This window comes from Neisseria dentiae (assembly GCF_014055005.1).
In the GTDB taxonomy this organism is placed as follows: domain Bacteria; phylum Pseudomonadota; class Gammaproteobacteria; order Burkholderiales; family Neisseriaceae; genus Neisseria; species Neisseria dentiae.
Window position 1 is genome coordinate 2631292 of record NZ_CP059570.1, and the last position, 17525, is coordinate 2648816.

The following is a 17525-nucleotide window of genomic DNA, read 5'->3' on the forward strand; positions in this document are numbered from 1 at the left end:
CGGCTATGAAAAATTCAGACGCCCTAATATAGGCTGAGACATTTGCAAAAAGCCAATTCCAACCTGAAAACGTTTGTGTCTCGTCATTCCCGCGCAGGCGGGAATCCAGCCTTAAAATCATCAGGTATTTTATAGTGGATTAAAATAAGAATGCCGAAGTAGGGTAAAACGATTCTTTAGCATATCGCCCAATTGCAAGTTTGAATGCAGTTATTTCATTTCGGAGTTTTTATTTGAATTCACTATATTTCAATAACTTACAAAAAAACGACTGGATTCCCGCCTGCGCGGTAATGACGGAATCCAAGCATTTCAGACGGCCTAAACGACTTGCAAAGGCCTCAGGCTGTGAGTAAACAAATTCGGAAAGCAAACATGATTTCCCTGACCACATTAATCATAGCAGGCATATTGTTGGCCGCTGCACTGATTGCCTCTGTGTTGGTGCCGAACCCGGTTACCTGGCTGGTAACGCTGGTATTGGGCGGCCTGTTTTTCTTTATATTGCTGCCGAAATACCAAGGCGAGCAGCAGGCCGTGAAAAGCGGGGTGGAGATTCAGGCCGCCGTGCAGGAAGTGCGGCAGTGGAGCCGTAAAACGGGAGACGGTGATTATATCGACCAATATGAAATCATCGCCGTTGCGCCAAACCCGCACAACGGCAAAATCCAAACGTTCGTCAGCCCGCCGATGGCGCAAAACCCCAAGCCTTATTTGGGCGGCAGCGTTAAGGTGAAGGTGGATTGGTCAAATCCCAAAGCCTATGTGATGGATTTGTCGTTTCTGCCGTTCAAGGTGCATTGACATATTGGCAACAAAGCAGGGCAGGGCTTGAGGCCGTCTGAAAAGCCATTAGGGAGTTTAGTCAGAAAGCGTTGCGGAGGTATTTTTGGTTAAAATCCGCATCTGCAGCGTTAAAAATGCTCGCAAGATATCCAATCTTGCTGCGCTTTTTTCCTGGCACCTGTGGATTTTTCCTCAAAAAACCGCTTCGCAAGCATTCTGACTACACTCCCTAAAGCTGTTCTTGCAGCACCGCCTCGATTTTGGCGATCAACACGTCCACCGCCACATTGTTCTGTTCGTCGCAGGGGATAATCATGTGTGCATAGCGTTTGGTCGGCTCGACAAACTGGTTGTGCATGGGGCGGACTTGGCCGGTATATTGCGCCACCACCGATTCCACCGAGCGCCCGCGTTCTTCAATATCGCGCAGCATTCTGCGGATAAAGCGCAAATCGGCATCGGTATCGACAAACAGCTTGATGTCCATCAGATTGCGGATTTTTTCATCATATAAGGCCAAAATCCCTTCCAAAATAATCACGTCCACCGGCTCTTGGCGGATGGTTTCCGCCGCACGCAGATAGGTTTTGTAGTTATGCTGCGGCAATTCCACCGCTTTGCGTTGCAAAAGCTGCGTCAGGTGTGCGTGAAGCAGGTCGTTGTCATAGGCGCAGGGGTGGTCGTAGTTTTGCCGCTGCCGCTCTTCAAACGAAAGGTGCGGCTGGTCAACATAGTAATAATCCTGCTCGATAATCGTGATCGAACGGCCGCTGAAACGGCGGTATATCGCTTGCGATACAGTGGTTTTGCCGGAGCCGGAACCGCCGGCTACGCCGATAATCACAGGTTTTTTCATCATTAACTGTTCCGAAAGAAAATGAGCGGTATTATATCAAGAAAAACAGTGCAGCCCGAAGGTAGGGCAGATGCCTCTGCCTGTGCGCCCGAACGCAATATCCGATACAATTAAGGCCGTCTGAAAAAAGGAACCACCACATGACAAAACCCAAAGGCGGCTTAGGCCGCGGCTTAGATTCACTGATTTCCAACAATATCGACGACGGCGGTAACGACCGCCTCACCACGGTTGCCGTGTCCGACATACAGCCCGGCCGCTACCAGCCGCGCGTGCAGATGGACGACGAAGCCCTGCACGAGTTGGCCGAATCCATTAAAGCCCAAGGCGTTATCCAACCCGTTATCGTGCGCGAACGCGGCCTGTCGCAATACGAGCTGATTGCCGGCGAGCGCCGCTGGCGCGCCAGCCAACTGGCCGGATTAACCGAGATCCCCGTGGTGGTCAAAAGTATTAGCGACGAAGCCGCCCTGGCGATGGGTCTGATTGAAAACCTGCAACGCGAAAACCTCAACCCCATCGAAGAAGCGCGCGGCTTGAAACGCTTGGCCGACGAATTCAGCTTAACGCACGAAACCATCGCCAAAGCCGTGGGAAAAAGCCGCAGCGCCATTTCCAATAGCTTGCGTCTTTTGGGCTTGCCCGAACCGGTGCAGGATATGCTCTACCAGCGCCGTTTGGAAATGGGCCACGCCCGCGCCCTGTTAACCCTGCCGGTGGTCGACCAACTGCTGTTGGCTCAAAAAGCCGTAAAAAACGGGTGGTCGGTGCGCGAGGTCGAACGCCGCAGCCAGTTGATGCATCAAGGCAAAAAGGCGGAAACCATCAAAAAAATCAACCCCGATATCCGCCGTTTGAACGATGCCATTACCGACAAACTGGGCGTGAATGCCGAAGTGCAGACCCGGAACCAGAAAAAAGGCAAAATCGTTTTGTATTTCGATACCCCCGAAACGCTGGAAAACCTGCTGCAGCAACTCGGGGTGGAATATGATGCTTAAACCGCTGTAGTTGCCCGATGAGGCCGTCTGAAAAAATCAGGCGGCCTTTGTTTTGATATAAACAACTTATAAAAGCTAAGAAAAAAAGCAGATTATGCACAAATAGGCAAAGATTCCGCTGTTTAATTTTTAATATAATGTAGTATCATGTAGTGGCTTTTAGGCGGTGTACCGAACGGCGCGGAAATAAAACAAAACCGAGTCAGATATTTGATTCACAAAGGTTAACAATTGTCTTGACGCTTAAACACATCTTGATTATAGTAGCCCCGCTTAATCTGCCTTCGGCTTACGTTATATGAATAAGATTGTGTATGCGCAAATCGCGGCATTGGCGGTAACGGCTGCGTTATGCGCCCTTGTAAGCGGCAGTAGCGGTTTTTGGTCTGCCTTGGCAGGCGGGTTGAGTTACTTGCTGCCCTCGGCAACTGCGGTATTACTTCTAAAAATTTTCAGGCCATACCCGCAATGGGCGGGAAAGATATTTCTGCTGGGAGAAGGTTTAAAAGTAATGCTGGCTTTGGTGTTGATGCTGGTTGTTTTCGCAATCTGGCATGAAACGCTGAAATTCCTGCCCTTTGTCGCAGGGTTGTTTGTAGTCAGCCATCTGGTTTTTTTAGCATTGTTGAGAGTTAGAGACTATGGCAGGTGAATCGATGACTGCTGCCGACTACATCAAGCACCACTTACAGAGCTTGACGAGTCTGCAGGATGTAACCCAAGGGCAAGGCCTGAAAAATATCGCCGATTTTTCATTTATCAACCTGGATGCAATCTTTTTTGCCGTGGTTTTGGGAGTGATCGGCAGCTTCTTTCTGTGGCGCGGTGCCAAAAAGGCGACTCCCGGCGTTCCCGGGCGTTTTCAGGCGGCCGTAGAAATACTCTTCGAATTTGTGGACGATATGTGTAAAAGCATCGTGCACAACGAGCAATCACGCAAATTCGTAGCCCCGCTGGGCTTAACGCTGTTTGTGTGGATTTTCCTGATGAACGCAATGGACTTGCTGCCGGTAGATTTGCTGCCCTTGGGCTGGCAGATGGCAACCGGTGAGCACCACGCCCTGCTGCGTGTCGTGCCTACTGCAGATTTGAACACCACTTTGGCGTTGGCTATCGGCGTGTTGCTGATCTGTCTCTACTATAATGTCAAAATCAAAGGATTCGGCGGCTGGATGCACGAAATGTTCACCGCACCTTTCGGTCCTTGGCTGGCTCCTGCCAACTTTATCCTGAATATCGTAGAATTCCTGTCTAAAACCGTATCGCACGGTATGCGGTTGTTCGGCAATATGTATGCCGGCGAGCTGGTGTTCCTGCTGATTGCATTGCTGGGCGGTGCTTGGGCGGTGTCCGGCAGTATCGGTGTGATGGATCCGGTTATGTTCGTATTCCATATCCTTGCCGGTATGGTGTGGGCTATTTTCCATATTTTGGTTATTACCCTTCAGGCATTTATCTTCATGGCTTTGGCTTTCGTGTATATCGGCCAGGCACATGACGCACACTAAAAAATTAAATTTAATGATGTTTGCCGTTTTTAAGTAAGTAGTTTTTCCAACGTAGTTTTAACCTTTGTTTTTTATTAAGGAGTTTTAAAATGGGTTTGATTGCTATCGCATGTGGTCTGATTGTTGCTTTGGGCGCTTTGGGTGCATCCATCGGCATCGCCATGGTAGGTTCTAAATATTTGGAATCTTCTGCACGCCAGCCTGAGCTGATTGGCCCGCTGCAAACCAAACTGTTCCTGATTGCCGGTTTGATTGATGCCGCATTCCTGATCGGTGTGGCCATTGCCCTGCTGTTTGCCTTCGTTAACCCGTTTGCAGGCTAATCCTAACGGCAAGCTGCTTTCATGCAGATGAAACACCGTTTGTTTGATTAACCCTAATACGAAGGTTAAGTAAAGTGAATATCAATGCAACCTTATTTGCGCAGTTAATCGTATTTTTCGGTCTGGTATGGTTCACCATGAAATTTGTGTGGCCGCCGATTGCAAAAGCGTTAGACGAGCGCGCCGACAAAATCGCCGAAGGTTTGGCAGCAGCCGAACGCGGTAAGAGCGATTTTGAACAGGCAGAAAAGAAAGTTGCAGAACTCTTGGCCGATGGGCGTAACCAGGTTGCCGAAATGGTGGCCAACGCCGAAAAACGTGCAGCCAAAATCGTAGAAGAAGCCAAAGAACAGGCTTCCCACGAAGCTGCCCGTATTACAGCACAGGCCAAAGCCGATGTGGAACAGGAAACCAACCGCGCCCGTGAAGCTTTGCGCGAACAGGTTGCCGCATTGGCTGTTAAAGGTGCCGAATCTATTTTGCGTAGCGAAGTCAATGCCGACAAGCATGCGCAAATGCTCAGCGCCCTGAAACAGGAGCTGTAATCTTATGGCTGAGTTCGCAACGATTGCCAGACCCTATGCGAAAGCATTGTTTGGTTTGGCTCAAGAGAAAAACCAAATAGAGTCTTGGTTGGGCGGACTGAAAGAGCTGGCGTCTGTTGTGCAGCAGGAAAAAGTTGCGGCGTTTATCGAACAGCCCGAAAAAAGCGCTTCAGAGAAAGTTGAAGCACTGGCCGGTTTGGTAGGTTTAAGCAACCCTAATCTGAAAAATTTTGTATCGGTGCTAGCCGAGCAAAAACGCTTACAGATTCTCCCTGAAGTTTATGCACAATTTCAAGACTTAACCTTGGCACTGAATCACACCAAACGGGCCGTCATTTACAGCGCTTATCCGCTGAGCGATGCCCAGTTGAAAGATTTGACCGCCGACTTGCAAAAACGTTTCGGCACCAATTTGGAAGCAGTTACCAAAGTGGATCCCGAACTAATCGGTGGCGTTAAAGTGGAAATCGGTGACCAAGTACTGGATTTGTCGTTACAAGGTAAATTAAACGCCTTGTATACGGCTATGACAAATTAGGAGAGTTTTCATGCAGCTTAATCCTGCTGAAATTAGCGATTTGATTAAAGCCAAAATCGAAAATCTGTCGGTAAATGCAGAGGTGCGCACCCGCGGCACCGTTATTTCCGTAACCGACGGTATTGTTCGTATTCACGGCTTGTCAGACGTTATGCAAGGTGAAATGCTTGAGTTCCCCGGCAACACTTTCGGCCTGGCAATGAACTTGGAGCGCGACTCCGTCGGTGCCGTGGTGTTGGGTGAATACGAGCATATTAAAGAAGGCGATGAAGTTAAATGTACCGGCCGCATTTTGGAAGTGCCCATCGGTCGCGAACTGGTAGGCCGCGTTGTGAATGCGCTGGGCCAACCCATTGACGGCAAAGGCCCGATTAACACAACTTTAACCGCCCCGATTGAGAAAATTGCACCGGGCGTGATTGCACGCCAATCGGTAGACCAACCCATGCAAACCGGTTTGAAATCTATCGATTCAATGGTACCTATCGGCCGTGGCCAGCGTGAGCTGATTATTGGCGACCGCCAAACCGGCAAAACAGCCGTTGCATTGGATGCCATCGTTAACCAAAAAGGCACAGGTGTTATTTGTATTTATGTTGCCGTTGGTCAAAAAGCATCTTCTATTGCCAACGTAGTACGCAAATTGGAAGAGTACGGCGCAATGGAGCACACAATTGTTGTGGCCGCAACTGCGTCTGAAGCTGCCGCTCTGCAATTTATTGCACCGTATGCCGGTTGCACGATGGGCGAATTTTTCCGCGACCGCGGTGAAGATGCGCTGATTGTGTATGACGATTTGTCCAAGCAGGCCGTTGCCTATCGCCAGATTTCACTGCTGCTGCGCCGCCCCCCGGGCCGCGAAGCCTACCCCGGCGATGTGTTCTACCTGCACAGCCGCTTGTTGGAGCGTGCGGCACGTATCAACGCGGATGAGGTTGAGCGTCTGACCAATGGTGAAGTAAAAGGCAAAACCGGTTCGTTGACTGCACTGCCGATTATCGAAACCCAGGCGGGCGACGTATCTGCATTCGTGCCGACCAACGTTATTTCCATTACAGACGGCCAGATTTTCTTGGAAACCGATTTGTTTAACTCAGGCATCCGCCCTGCGATCAACGCCGGTATTTCCGTATCGCGCGTAGGCGGTGCGGCGCAGACCAAAGTTATTAAGAAATTGGGCGGCGGTATCCGTTTGGCATTGGCTCAGTATCGCGAATTGGCGGCATTCTCGCAGTTTGCTTCCGATTTGGACGAAGCAACCCGCAAACAGCTGCAACACGGTGAAGTGGTTACTGAATTGATGAAACAAAAACAATTCAGCACTCTTAACACCGCTGAAATGGCGTTGACCCTGTGGGCGATTAACAACGGTTCATACGCAGACGTTCCGGTTTCTAAAGCATTGGCTTTCGAAGCGGACTTCCTGAGCTATGTGAGAACCCAGCATCCCGCTGTTTTAGATGCCATTAATGCTTCAGGTGCAATGTCTGATGAAAACGAGCAAGTGCTGGCTCAGGCGATGAAATCCTTTAAATCTTCTTACAGCTACGCGTAAGCATTCTAAAAGAAAGATGAAAGGAGTCTGAAATGGCAGTAGGAAAAGAGATTCTCACCAAAATCCGTAGTGTTCAAAATACCCAAAAGATCACTAAAGCGATGCAGATGGTGTCAACCTCTAAAATGCGGAAGACTCAAGAACGGATGCGCTTGGCGCGTCCGTACGCTGAAAAAGTGCGTTTGGTGATGAGCCATTTGGCGCAAACTCATGCGGATCACGGCATCAGGTTCTTGGAGCCCCATAAAGAAGTAAAACGGGCGGGTTTCATTCTGATTACCACCGACAAGGGTTTGTGTGGCGGTTTGAATGCCAACGTTTTGAAGAAGTTTTTGGCGCAAGTTCAAGAGTACCAACAGCAGGGCATCGAAGTTGATGTGGTTTGCTTGGGCAGTAAAGGTTTGGCGGCTTGCCAGCGTATCGGTTTGAATGTGATTGCCAGCGTAACCAATTTGGGGGATACGCCCCGTATGGAAAAACTGCTGGGCGCGTTAACCGAGATTTTCCAACGCTACGGCAAAAAGCAGCTTGATGCCGTTCATTTGGTGTATTCGGGTTTTGTGAATACCATGCGCCAAGAACCTCGCATCGAGACTTTGTTGCCCATCGGCCAAAACACAATCGAAAGTGTCAGCGAAAGCAGCGATTTTAACTGGGATTACCGTTACGAACCCAGCCCGGTTGCTGTTTTGGAGTATTTGGTTCGCCGCTATTTGGAGTCTGTGGTTTATCAAGCGTTGAGCGACAATATGGCATCAGAACAAGCTGCGCGTATGGTGGCGATGAAAGCCGCCACCGATAACGCCGGCAATGCCATTAAAGAGTTGCGCTTGGTGTATAACAAATCGCGCCAAGCTGCGATTACCACAGAGTTGTCAGAAATTGTTGCAGGCGCTGCGGCCGTTTAAGGCTGAGGTGTCGCGCATTTAAAATAGGATACGATAATGAGCCAAGGCAAAATCGTACAAATTATCGGTGCGGTAGTCGATGTGGAATTTCCCCGCGAAGCTATCCCGCACGTTTACGATGCCCTTAAATTGGTCGATGCCGATTTGACTTTGGAAGTTCAACAACTTCTGGGCGACGGTGTGGTACGTACCATTGCAATGGGCAGTTCAGACGGTCTCAAACGCGGTATGGCCGTAACCAATACCGGCTCGCCGATTACCGTGCCCGTGGGCAAAGCCACATTGGGCCGTATTATGGATGTGCTCGGCAATCCGGTTGACGAAGCAGGCCCCGTGGGTGCGGCTGAAAAACGCGCCATTCACCAAGAAGCCCCGAAATTCGACGAGCTTTCAAGCACCACCGAATTGCTCGAAACCGGCATCAAAGTAATCGACTTGCTGTGTCCGTTTGCCAAAGGCGGTAAAGTAGGTCTGTTCGGCGGTGCGGGCGTGGGCAAAACCGTAAACATGATGGAATTGATTAACAACATCGCCAAAGCGCACAGCGGTTTGTCTGTGTTTGCCGGCGTAGGTGAGCGTACCCGCGAAGGTAACGACTTCTACCATGAGATGAAAGATTCCAACGTATTGGATAAAGTGGCTATGGTTTACGGCCAGATGAACGAACCTCCGGGCAACCGCTTGCGCGTAGCCCTGACCGGTTTGACCATGGCCGAATTCTTCCGCGACGAGAAAGACGAAAACGGCAAAGGCCGCGACGTATTGTTCTTCGTGGACAACATCTACCGTTACACTTTGGCCGGTACCGAAGTATCCGCACTATTGGGCCGTATGCCTTCGGCGGTGGGTTACCAGCCGACATTGGCTGAGGAAATGGGCCGTTTGCAAGAGCGCATTACCTCTACGCAAACCGGTTCGATCACTTCGATTCAAGCCGTATACGTACCGGCGGATGACTTGACCGACCCGTCTCCGGCAACCACTTTCGCCCACTTGGATGCAACCGTGGTATTGAGCCGCGATATTGCTTCTTTGGGTATTTACCCCGCAGTGGATCCTCTGGATTCTACTTCACGCCAGCTCGACCCGATGGTTTTGGGTCAGGAACACTACGATGTGGCCCGCGGTGTACAGTCAACCCTGCAAAAATACAAAGAATTGCGCGACATCATCGCCATTCTGGGTATGGACGAGTTGTCTGACGAAGACAAGCTGACTGTAATGCGCGCACGTAAAATCCAGCGCTTCCTGTCGCAGCCCTTCCACGTAGCCGAAGTATTCACCGGTTCTCCGGGCAAATATGTTTCTCTGCGTGACACCATTGCCGGCTTTAAGGCCATTTTGAGCGGCGAATACGACCACTTGCCCGAGCAGGCTTTCTATATGGTTGGCGGTATCGAAGAAGCCGTAGAGAAAGCGAAAGGCTTAAACTAAGGAGGTCGGCATGAATATCATGCAAGTTGAAGTGGTAAGTAACGAGGAGCATATCTTTTCAGGCGAGGCCAGCTTTGTTGTAGTGCCGACCCTGACGGGTGAACTTGGTATTTATCCGCGACATGAGCCGATTATGAGTTTGGTCCGCCCCGGTGCATTACGTTTGACCGTGCCGGGGGGGCCTGAGGAATTGCTGGTTGCCGTTTCAGGCGGCCTGCTGGAAGTACAACCCGACAAGCTGACCGTGTTGGCCGATGTGGCCGTGCGCAGCGAAGAGATGGATCAGGCGCGTGCCGAAGAGGCGAAAAAAGCCGCCGAGGCGCGTATTTCCCAAGCCCAGGACGATGATTCGCTGGCCAAGGCACAAGCAGCATTGGCCGCCGCGATTGCACAACTCAAAACATTGGATTACCTCCGTTCGCAAAAAAACAAATAAGGATTTGCCTGCAAATCCGGCAAAGCACAGCTTCAGGCTGTGCTTTTTATTTGCCCGCCGCCGAAATATCAGCAACTCTCTTGAGTTTCGATTTTCTGCCCTTATTTTAAAAGCCAATTTTCATACCATTACCGAACATTCATCATGAGCAATAAAGATTTTTATGAAATTCTGGGCGTGGCCCGCAGCGCAAGCGACGACGAAATTAAAAAAGCCTACCGTAAACTCGCCATGAAATATCACCCCGACCGCAATCAGGGCGATGCGGAGGCGGAAGAGAAATTTAAAGAAGTGCAGAAAGCCTATGATATTTTGTCGGACAAACAAAAGCGGGCATCTTATGACCAATTCGGCCATGCCGGAGTGGATCCGAACATGGGCGGAGGCGGCTTTGGTGGTTTCGGCGGTTTCGGAGGCGCGCAAGGTTTTGATTTCGGAGATATTTTCAGCCAGATGTTCGGAGGCGGTGCCGGTGGCGGCCGCCAACAGAGCTATCAAGGTGCCGATTTGCAATATGCGGTAGAAATCACGTTGGAAGAAGCGGCCAAAGGCATTAAAAAGCGCATTACCATTCCGACTTATGAAGAATGCGATGTGTGCCACGGCAGCGGAGCGAAGCCCGGCACATCGGCCAGCACCTGTTCCACCTGCCACGGCAGCGGCACCATTCATGTGCGCCAGGCCATTTTTCAAATGCAGCAAACCTGCCCCACCTGCCACGGCACGGGCAAAGAAATCAAAGATCCGTGCGTGAAATGCCGCGGCGAAGGGCGGGTGAAAACCAGCAAAACCGTTGAAGTGAATATTCCGGCGGGCATCGACAACGGCCAGCGCATCCGCCTGAGCGGGGAGGGCGAGCCGGGTATGCACGGCGCGCCGAGCGGCGATTTGTATGTTGTGGTGCACGTTAAAGAGCACAAAACATTCGAGCGCAACGGGTTGGATCTGCATTGCGAAATGCCGATCAGTTTTGCCATTGCCGCACTGGGCGGCGAGGTGGAGGTGCCGACGCTCGACGGCAAGGTGAAGCTGAGCATTCCCAAAGAAACCCAAACCGGCCGCCGGATGCGCGTGAAAGGCAAAGGCATCAAGTCGTTGCGTTCGAGCGCGGTGGGGGATTTGTATTGCCATGTGGTGGTGGAAACGCCGGTTAACTTAACCGAGCGTCAGAAAGAATTGCTGGAAGAGTTTGAAAAAATCTCTACCGGCATGGATCGTTCGCAAACTCCCCGCCAGAAATCGTTTTTCGATAAAGTCCGCGACATTTTCGATTAATGGGGGCATGGTACATTATGGTTTCAGACGGCCTGAAAAAACCTAAAGGCCGTCTGAAACTTTATCGGGAGCAGGTGAGCAGGGTTGTTGTTTGTCGGCCGCTTGCCGCAAACCGTTGAATATGAAAGCAGCGTATGCAAAAAATCACTCTAATTGCCGCTTGTGCAGAAAACGGCTGCATCGGCATCAATAACACCATGCCGTGGCATTTGCCTGAAGATTTTGCTTTTTTCCGCGCCTATACCACCGGCAAGCCTGTGATTATGGGCCGTAAAACATGGGAATCGCTGCCGAAAAAGCCGCTGCCGGGCCGCCGCAATATCGTGGTCAGCCGTCGGGCGGATTATCCGGCAGAGGGGGCGGAAGTTATGCCTGATTTGTCGGCCGCGCTGGCGGCTTGTGCCGAGGATGCCGAAATCATCATTATGGGCGGTGCGCAGATTTACACCGAAGCCCTGCCGGCCGCTACCGATTTGCGGATTACCGAAGTCGGGTTGAATGTGGAAGGTGATGCGTTTTTCCCCCCGATCGACCGCAGCCGGTGGCAGGAAACAAGCCGTGAAGCGCATACGGCGGCAAATGGCACGGGCTATGCGTTTGTGCATTACGAGCGTTTGCGATAGTTTGGTTTTTGCACACAAAGGCCGTCTGAAAAAAGCCTCGTCCGGTTTTCAGACGGCCTTCATACATTTCCGCAAAGTTTCACAGCCAAGCTGTTATAATTCCGCCTTATCTTTATGGTGAATTCAATTACTTCGGCACAAGGCCGCAAGCCGCAGACAGTACGGGTAGTACGGCAAGGCGCAGCAACGCCGTAACGGAGTAAGTGGATTCACTATATTCTCTTCAAACGCAACATCAAAGCCATTATCATGCAAGAACACTACCAACCGTCTGCCGTCGAGCCGGCGGCGCAAACCAAGTGGGCCGAAGCCCGTATTTTCAACGTGGCCGAAGACACTTCCAAACCCAAATACTACTGCCTCTCCATGTTCCCCTATCCCAGCGGCAAGCTGCATATGGGGCATGTGCGCAACTACACCATCGGCGACGTGCGCAGCCGCTTCAAACTGTTGAACGGTTTCAACGTGTTGCAGCCCATGGGCTGGGACGCCTTCGGCATGCCTGCCGAAAACGCCGCCATCGACCGCAAAGTCGCCCCCGCCAAATGGACGTATGAAAACATCGCCTATATGCGCAACCAGCTCAAAAGCCTCGGTTTCGCCATCGACTGGGAGCGCGAATTCGCCACCTGCACTCCCGAATACTATCGCTGGGAGCAATTGTTTTTCACCAAGCTGTTCCAGAAAGGCGTGATTTACCGCAAAAACGGCACGGTTAACTGGGATCCGGTCGACCAAACCGTATTGGCCAACGAGCAGGTAATCGACGGGCGCGGCTGGCGCTCCGGCGCGTTGGTGGAAAAGCGCGAAATCCCGATGTATTACTTCAAAATCACCGATTACGCCGAACAGCTGTTGAACGATCTGGAAGGTTTGGACTGGCCGGAGCAGGTGAAAACCATGCAGCGCAACTGGATCGGCAAATCGCGCGGTATACAGGTGCGCTTTGCCGTGGCCGAAGACAGCAAAGCCGGTTTGAGCGGCGGTTATGCCGAATTTTTGCAGGTTTACACCACCCGCCCCGACACGCTGATGGGCGCCACTTATGTGGCCGTGGCCGCCGAGCACCCGCTGGCCACCGCCGCCGCTGCCGGCAACCCCGAATTGCAGGCCTTTATCGCCGAATGCAAGGCCGGCAGCGTGGCCGAAGCCGATATGGCGACAATGGAGAAAAAAGGTTTGCCCACCGGCCGTTATGTGGTGAACCCGCTCAACGGCAGGCGTTTGGAAGTGTGGGTGGCCAACTATGTGCTGTGGGGCTACGGCGACGGCGCGGTGATGGCCGTGCCCGCGCACGACGAGCGCGATTTCGAGTTCGCCGACAAATACGGCCTGCCGGTTAAACAGGTTATCGAGCAAGACGGCCAAAGCTTCGATCCGCGCGAATGGCAGGAATGGTATGGCAGCAAAGAAAACACCCGTTTAATCAACAGCGGCGAATTCGACGGGCTGGACTTTCAGACGGCCTTCGACAAAATCGGCGCCAAACTGCAAAGCCTGAACGCGGGCGAGCCGAAAACCCAATACCGCCTGCGCGACTGGGGCGTATCGCGCCAACGCTACTGGGGCTGCCCGATTCCGATTATCCACTGCGAAAGCTGCGGCGACGTGCCTGTGCACGAACAGGACTTGCCCGTGGTGCTGCCCGAAAACGTCGTGCCCGACGGTTCCGGCTCGCCGCTGGCGAAAATGCCCGAGTTTTACCAAACCGTCTGCCCCTGCTGCGGCAAACCCGCCAAGCGCGAAACCGACACCATGGATACCTTTATGGAATCGAGCTGGTATCAGTTCCGCTATATGTCGCCCAAGTTTTCAGACGGCATGGTGGCGCCCGAAGCGCAGGCCTACTGGCAGCAGGCCGACCAATACATCGGCGGCATCGAACACGCCATTCTGCACCTTTTGTATGCCCGTTTCTTCACCAAACTGATGCACGAAGAAGGCATTGTGGGCGTGAAAGAGCCGTTCCAAAGCCTGCTCACGCAGGGCATGGTGTTGCAGGCCACCTATTACCGCGAGCCGGAAGGCGGCAAAAAGCAATGGTTCAACCCCGCCGAAGTGGACGTGCAAACCGATGAAAAAGGCCGCCCCGTGGCCGCTGTTTTGCGCGCCGACGGTCTGCCCGTTACCATCGGCGGCGTGGAAAAAATGTCGAAATCGAAAAACAACGGCGTCGATCCGCAGCAAATCATCGATGCCTACGGCGCCGACACCGCCCGCCTGTTTATGATGTTTGCCAGCCCGCCCGAGCAATCGCTGGAATGGAGCGATGCCGGCGTGGAAGGCGCGCACCGCTTCCTGCGCCGCCTGTGGCGCACCGTGTATGAGTTTAAAAACAGCGGTGAAGCCGTGGCAGCGTTTGGCGGCAACCAAGACGCGTTGGGCAAAGAGCTGAAAGACCTGCGCCACAAGCTGCACAGCACCATCGCCAAAGTGGGCGACGACTACGACCGCCGCCAGCAGTTCAACACCGCCATCGCCGCCGTGATGGAGCTGCTCAACCAATTCGATAAAACCGACACCACCGGCGGACAAGGCCGCGCCGTGGCTCAGGAAGTGCTCGAAGCCGCCGTGCGCCTGCTGTGGCCGATTGTGCCGCACATCTGCGAAGCCCTGTGGAGCGAGCTGAGGCCGTCTGAAAACCTGTGGGACGCAGGCTGGCCGCAAACCGACGAAGCCGCGCTGGTCAAATCGGAAATCGAAATCATGGTGCAGGTGAACGGCAAGCTGCGCGGCAAAATCACCGTTGCCGCCGATGCGCCGAAGGGCGACATCGAGGCCGCCGCGCTGGCCACCGAAGGTGCGGTGAAGTTTATGGAAGGCAAAGCAGCGAAAAAAATCATCGTCGTGCCCGGCCGTTTGGTGAATATCGTGGTTTGACGTTGGCGCTTTTCCAACATGGCAAAGACCGTCTGAAAGATTTGTTTTCAGACGGCCTTTAGGTATTTTTAGGTCTCGGCCTGAACGATTCCGCAAAGCTTCCAACCCGTCTAATCAGCCGTCCAGCCGCCGCCCAAGGCTTTGTACAGCTCGATCAGTGTTTGCGCGCGGGCGAGGCGGGATTGGGTGAGGTTGTCCTGCATTTCCTGCTCGTTCAGCTGCGCCCTCAAAGCTTCGTCTAAGGTTTTGTGGCCGTATTTGAACAATTTTTCCGTATCCGCCGCCTGCTTGGCAGCCTGCCGCTGCGCGGTGGCCAGCAGTTGGTTTTGGCGGGTGAGCGCGGCGTGGGTTTGGTAGGCGGTGTCCACATCGCCCAGCGCTTTCAACAGCGTTTGGTCGTATTGCAGCAAGGCCGTCTGAAGGCGGGCATCGGCGGCGGCGATATTGGCTTTGATGCGGCCGTTGGTAAACAGCGGCACCTGTATGCCGGCGCGAAGCAGGCTGCCCCAGCCTTTCAAATCGGACGCGCTGTCGATGCTGATGCTGCCCTGCCCCAAAAATTCAATGGAAAAACGCGGCAGCAGATCGGCTTTGGCCGAAGCAAGTTTGGCGGCGTAGGCGTTCACTTCGGCGGCGCGGGCGCGCAGGTCGGGTCGGCGCTCCAGCAGCCCTTGCGGGGTTTGGCCGGCGGGTGCGGCGGGCTGGGCGGCGAGAATGTCTGTGCGGCCAGCGGGCAGGCTGAAGCCCTGCGGGGCTTGGCCGGTTAACACGGCGATGCTGCGCACATAGGCGGCGTATTCGGCTGAGAGTGTGCTTTCACGGGCTTGGGCGGCACTCAACTGGCTGCGCGCCTGATTCACTTCATAGGCGGTAAGCTGGCCGGCTTTGAAACGGCCTTCCACATAGCGTACCATGCGTTGCAGGGTGGCGGTGGTGCGCCCGGCGGTTTGCTGGCGCGCTTGCGCGGCGCGGGCCTTGAAATAGTTATCGGCAATGTCAGCCGCAACCAGCATCTGCGCGCCGTAAACCTGCTCTTGCACACCCAATGCGGCATAACGGGCGGCATCGGCGTCGCTGCGTTTTTGGCCGAAAACATCGGGTTCCCACGAAGCGGTAAAGCCACCGGAGAGCGAGTTGCCTTTGAGGCGGTAGCGCTCGCTGTTTAAGGCGGCGGCCTGCGGAATCTGGCCGATTACTGCGCGGGTTTCGCTGCTCAAGGGGTTGCTCACGCGGGTATCCAAGCGGGCGGCATCGGCGTTCAGGCCGACGGCGGGGCCTTTATCGGCCTCGGCCGCCCGGCTGACGGTGCGCGCTTCGTTCAGGCGGCTCTCGGCGATGCGGATATCGTGGCTTTGCCACAAGCCCTGTTCGATCAGGCTGCTCAATACGGGGTCGTTCCATTGCCGCCACCATTGCGCGATGTCGGTACTGCCTTTCGCCGCCTGCGCCTGGTCGAAGGATTGCGGCACGGCAATTTGGCTGTTGAGCGGCACATCGGTGCCGGCGCAGGCGGCCAAAAGCAAGGAAAGCAGAACGGCGGTTGTCGGTTGGCGCAGGGTCATGGTTTATCCTTTGCTGCGGTTGGGTTAGCAACTGTGTTACCAACCCGTTAGTCAGTAACATCAAACACGGTCAATCAAGCGCATGGCAGGCTTGGCTTTCAGACGGCCTATCCCTGCTGCTCCAGCATCTTTCTGAAGCGGAACAGCGCATAGCCCAAAAACAGTGCGCCGGCGGCCGACATCGCTGCCAGCTGCGGCCACACCAAATCAATGCCCGCGCCGCGCAGCAGCACGTTTTGCGCGAGCGACACAAACTGCGTGGTCGGCCAGTATTCGCTGATCCATTGCGCGGCTTCGGGCATATTGTTGCGCGGCGAAGAAGAGCCGGAAAACATCAGCGCGATGATATACACCGGCATCATCAGCAGGCTGTATTGCGGCATGGTGGGGGCGAGGGTGGCCAACATCACCGCCAGCGAGGCGATGGAAAACATAAACACCGCCGCGCCCAGCGCAAACAGCCACAGCGAACCGGCCAGCGGCACTTCGAGCAGGCCGCCGACCAGCCAGCGCATCGACAGCAGCGCCACCGTGCAGATCACCAGCCCGTTGGCCAGGATTTTCGACAGCACGATTTCCGAGGCCCCCACCGGCATCACCAGCAAATGTTCGATGGTGCCGCGCTCGCGCTCGCGAATTACCGCCGCGCCCACCAACACCAGCGTAATCATGGTGATCATATTATCCACCTCCATAATCGCCAGCGGCCACACGTCGCTGCCGTTGGGGTTGAACTGCATTTTGATCACCGGTTTCACCGGCATCAGCTGATCAATCAAATCTTTCTGGCCGAGAAATTCGACCAGCTCGTTTTGAAAAATCTGCCCGATATAGGCCTGCCCCAAACCGGCCTGCGCGATGGTGGTGGCATCGGTGAGCAGCTGCACCTTCGGTTCGCGCCCCTGCTCGACATCGCGCTGGAAGTTCGGCGGAAACTCGATCACAAACACCAGCTGCCCCTTATCCATCAACGCATCCACCTCTTCGCGGCTCACCGCTACCGGCGTTTGGAAATGCGGCGGCAGCAGCGCGGCGGTGATTTGGCGGGAAAGCGGCGAGCGGTCGGCATCGATCACGCCGACGGCGGCGTTTTTCACATCGTTGCTCACGCCGGTGGCGGCCGAGTGCACCAGAAAGGTAAACGCAAACACAATCAGCGCCACCAAAACGGTGTCGCCGAACAGGCTGCGCAGCTCTTTCAGGCTTAAGGCAAAAATGTTTTTGATGCTTCGCATAATGGGCCTTTGCGGGGTTTCAGACGGCCTTTAGCCTTGGTTATGACATTTCAACAGGCC

The 17525-nt window shown here is 53.8% G+C and carries 17 protein-coding genes; 14 read left to right on the plus strand and 3 right to left on the minus strand.

All coding sequences use genetic code 11. The features are described from left to right. Positions 1-375: 375 nt before the first annotated feature. On the plus strand, positions 376-804 hold the full coding sequence (locus H3L92_RS12305; protein WP_245945442.1) for a hypothetical protein: 429 nt from the start codon (positions 376-378) through the stop codon (positions 802-804). Between the two features lie 211 nt (positions 805-1015). Here the strand turns inward: H3L92_RS12305 and udk are convergent, their stop codons facing one another. Further along, a complete protein-coding gene (gene udk / locus H3L92_RS12310) occupies positions 1016-1645 on the minus strand; it encodes a uridine kinase (protein WP_085365841.1) in 630 nt (209 codons plus the stop codon). Between the two features lie 137 nt (positions 1646-1782). On the opposite strand from udk, the gene H3L92_RS12315 reads away from it, so the two are divergent. The 13 genes from H3L92_RS12315 to leuS all read left to right on the plus strand — a co-directional run bounded on the left by H3L92_RS12315 (position 1783) and on the right by leuS (position 14668). After that, complete coding sequence (locus H3L92_RS12315; protein WP_085365842.1) at positions 1783-2643, plus strand: ParB/RepB/Spo0J family partition protein; 861 nt, start codon at positions 1783-1785, stop codon at positions 2641-2643. A gap of 298 nt (positions 2644-2941) precedes the next feature. Then, entirely contained in the window at positions 2942-3295 is a 354-nt protein-coding gene (locus H3L92_RS12320) for an ATP synthase subunit I (RefSeq protein WP_085365843.1), read from the plus strand. Beyond that, positions 3285-4151 carry a F0F1 ATP synthase subunit A gene (atpB, locus tag H3L92_RS12325; protein ID WP_085365844.1) on the plus strand — a complete coding sequence of 289 codons (867 nt, stop codon included), beginning with the start codon at positions 3285-3287 and terminating at the stop codon, positions 4149-4151. The genes H3L92_RS12320 and atpB overlap by 11 nt, the downstream gene beginning before the upstream one ends. Before the next feature lie 89 nt (positions 4152-4240). Continuing rightward, positions 4241-4474 carry a F0F1 ATP synthase subunit C gene (gene atpE / locus H3L92_RS12330; protein ID WP_004284425.1) on the plus strand — a complete coding sequence of 78 codons (234 nt, stop codon included), beginning with the start codon at positions 4241-4243 and terminating at the stop codon, positions 4472-4474. A 74-nt stretch (positions 4475-4548) separates the two neighbouring features. Beyond that, positions 4549-5019 (plus strand): F0F1 ATP synthase subunit B, encoded by a 471-nt coding sequence (locus H3L92_RS12335; RefSeq protein WP_085365845.1) that lies wholly within the window; start codon positions 4549-4551, stop codon positions 5017-5019. Positions 5020-5023: 4 nt separating this feature from the next. Next, on the plus strand, positions 5024-5557 hold the full coding sequence (locus H3L92_RS12340) for a F0F1 ATP synthase subunit delta (RefSeq protein ID WP_085365846.1): 534 nt from the start codon (positions 5024-5026) through the stop codon (positions 5555-5557). A gap of 10 nt (positions 5558-5567) precedes the next feature. Beyond that, on the plus strand, positions 5568-7112 hold the full coding sequence (atpA, locus tag H3L92_RS12345; protein WP_085365847.1) for a F0F1 ATP synthase subunit alpha: 1545 nt from the start codon (positions 5568-5570) through the stop codon (positions 7110-7112). Between the two features lie 32 nt (positions 7113-7144). Further along, a complete protein-coding gene (gene atpG, locus H3L92_RS12350; RefSeq protein WP_085365848.1) occupies positions 7145-8020 on the plus strand; it encodes a F0F1 ATP synthase subunit gamma in 876 nt (291 codons plus the stop codon). A gap of 36 nt (positions 8021-8056) precedes the next feature. Beyond that, on the plus strand, positions 8057-9454 hold the full coding sequence (atpD, locus tag H3L92_RS12355; protein WP_085365849.1) for a F0F1 ATP synthase subunit beta: 1398 nt from the start codon (positions 8057-8059) through the stop codon (positions 9452-9454). Between the two features lie 10 nt (positions 9455-9464). Continuing rightward, positions 9465-9890 carry a F0F1 ATP synthase subunit epsilon gene (locus H3L92_RS12360; RefSeq protein WP_085365850.1) on the plus strand — a complete coding sequence of 142 codons (426 nt, stop codon included), beginning with the start codon at positions 9465-9467 and terminating at the stop codon, positions 9888-9890. A gap of 144 nt (positions 9891-10034) precedes the next feature. Continuing rightward, positions 10035-11165 carry a molecular chaperone DnaJ gene (gene dnaJ / locus H3L92_RS12365; protein ID WP_085365851.1) on the plus strand — a complete coding sequence of 377 codons (1131 nt, stop codon included), beginning with the start codon at positions 10035-10037 and terminating at the stop codon, positions 11163-11165. A gap of 134 nt (positions 11166-11299) precedes the next feature. Beyond that, a complete protein-coding gene (locus tag H3L92_RS12370) occupies positions 11300-11788 on the plus strand; it encodes a dihydrofolate reductase (RefSeq protein WP_085365852.1) in 489 nt (162 codons plus the stop codon). A 249-nt stretch (positions 11789-12037) separates the two neighbouring features. Beyond that, positions 12038-14668 (plus strand): leucine--tRNA ligase, encoded by a 2631-nt coding sequence (leuS, locus tag H3L92_RS12375; RefSeq protein WP_115336255.1) that lies wholly within the window; start codon positions 12038-12040, stop codon positions 14666-14668. Between the two features lie 110 nt (positions 14669-14778). Here leuS and H3L92_RS12380 read toward each other — a convergent pair whose 3' ends face one another. Together H3L92_RS12380 and H3L92_RS12385 are read right to left on the minus strand one after the other, a co-directional pair. Continuing rightward, complete coding sequence (locus H3L92_RS12380) at positions 14779-16230, minus strand: efflux transporter outer membrane subunit (RefSeq protein WP_115336256.1); 1452 nt, start codon at positions 16228-16230, stop codon at positions 14779-14781. A gap of 107 nt (positions 16231-16337) precedes the next feature. Then, positions 16338-17465, minus strand: coding sequence for an ABC transporter permease (locus H3L92_RS12385; protein ID WP_085365855.1), 1128 nt, complete (start codon positions 17463-17465; stop codon positions 16338-16340). Positions 17466-17525 lie beyond the last annotated feature (60 nt).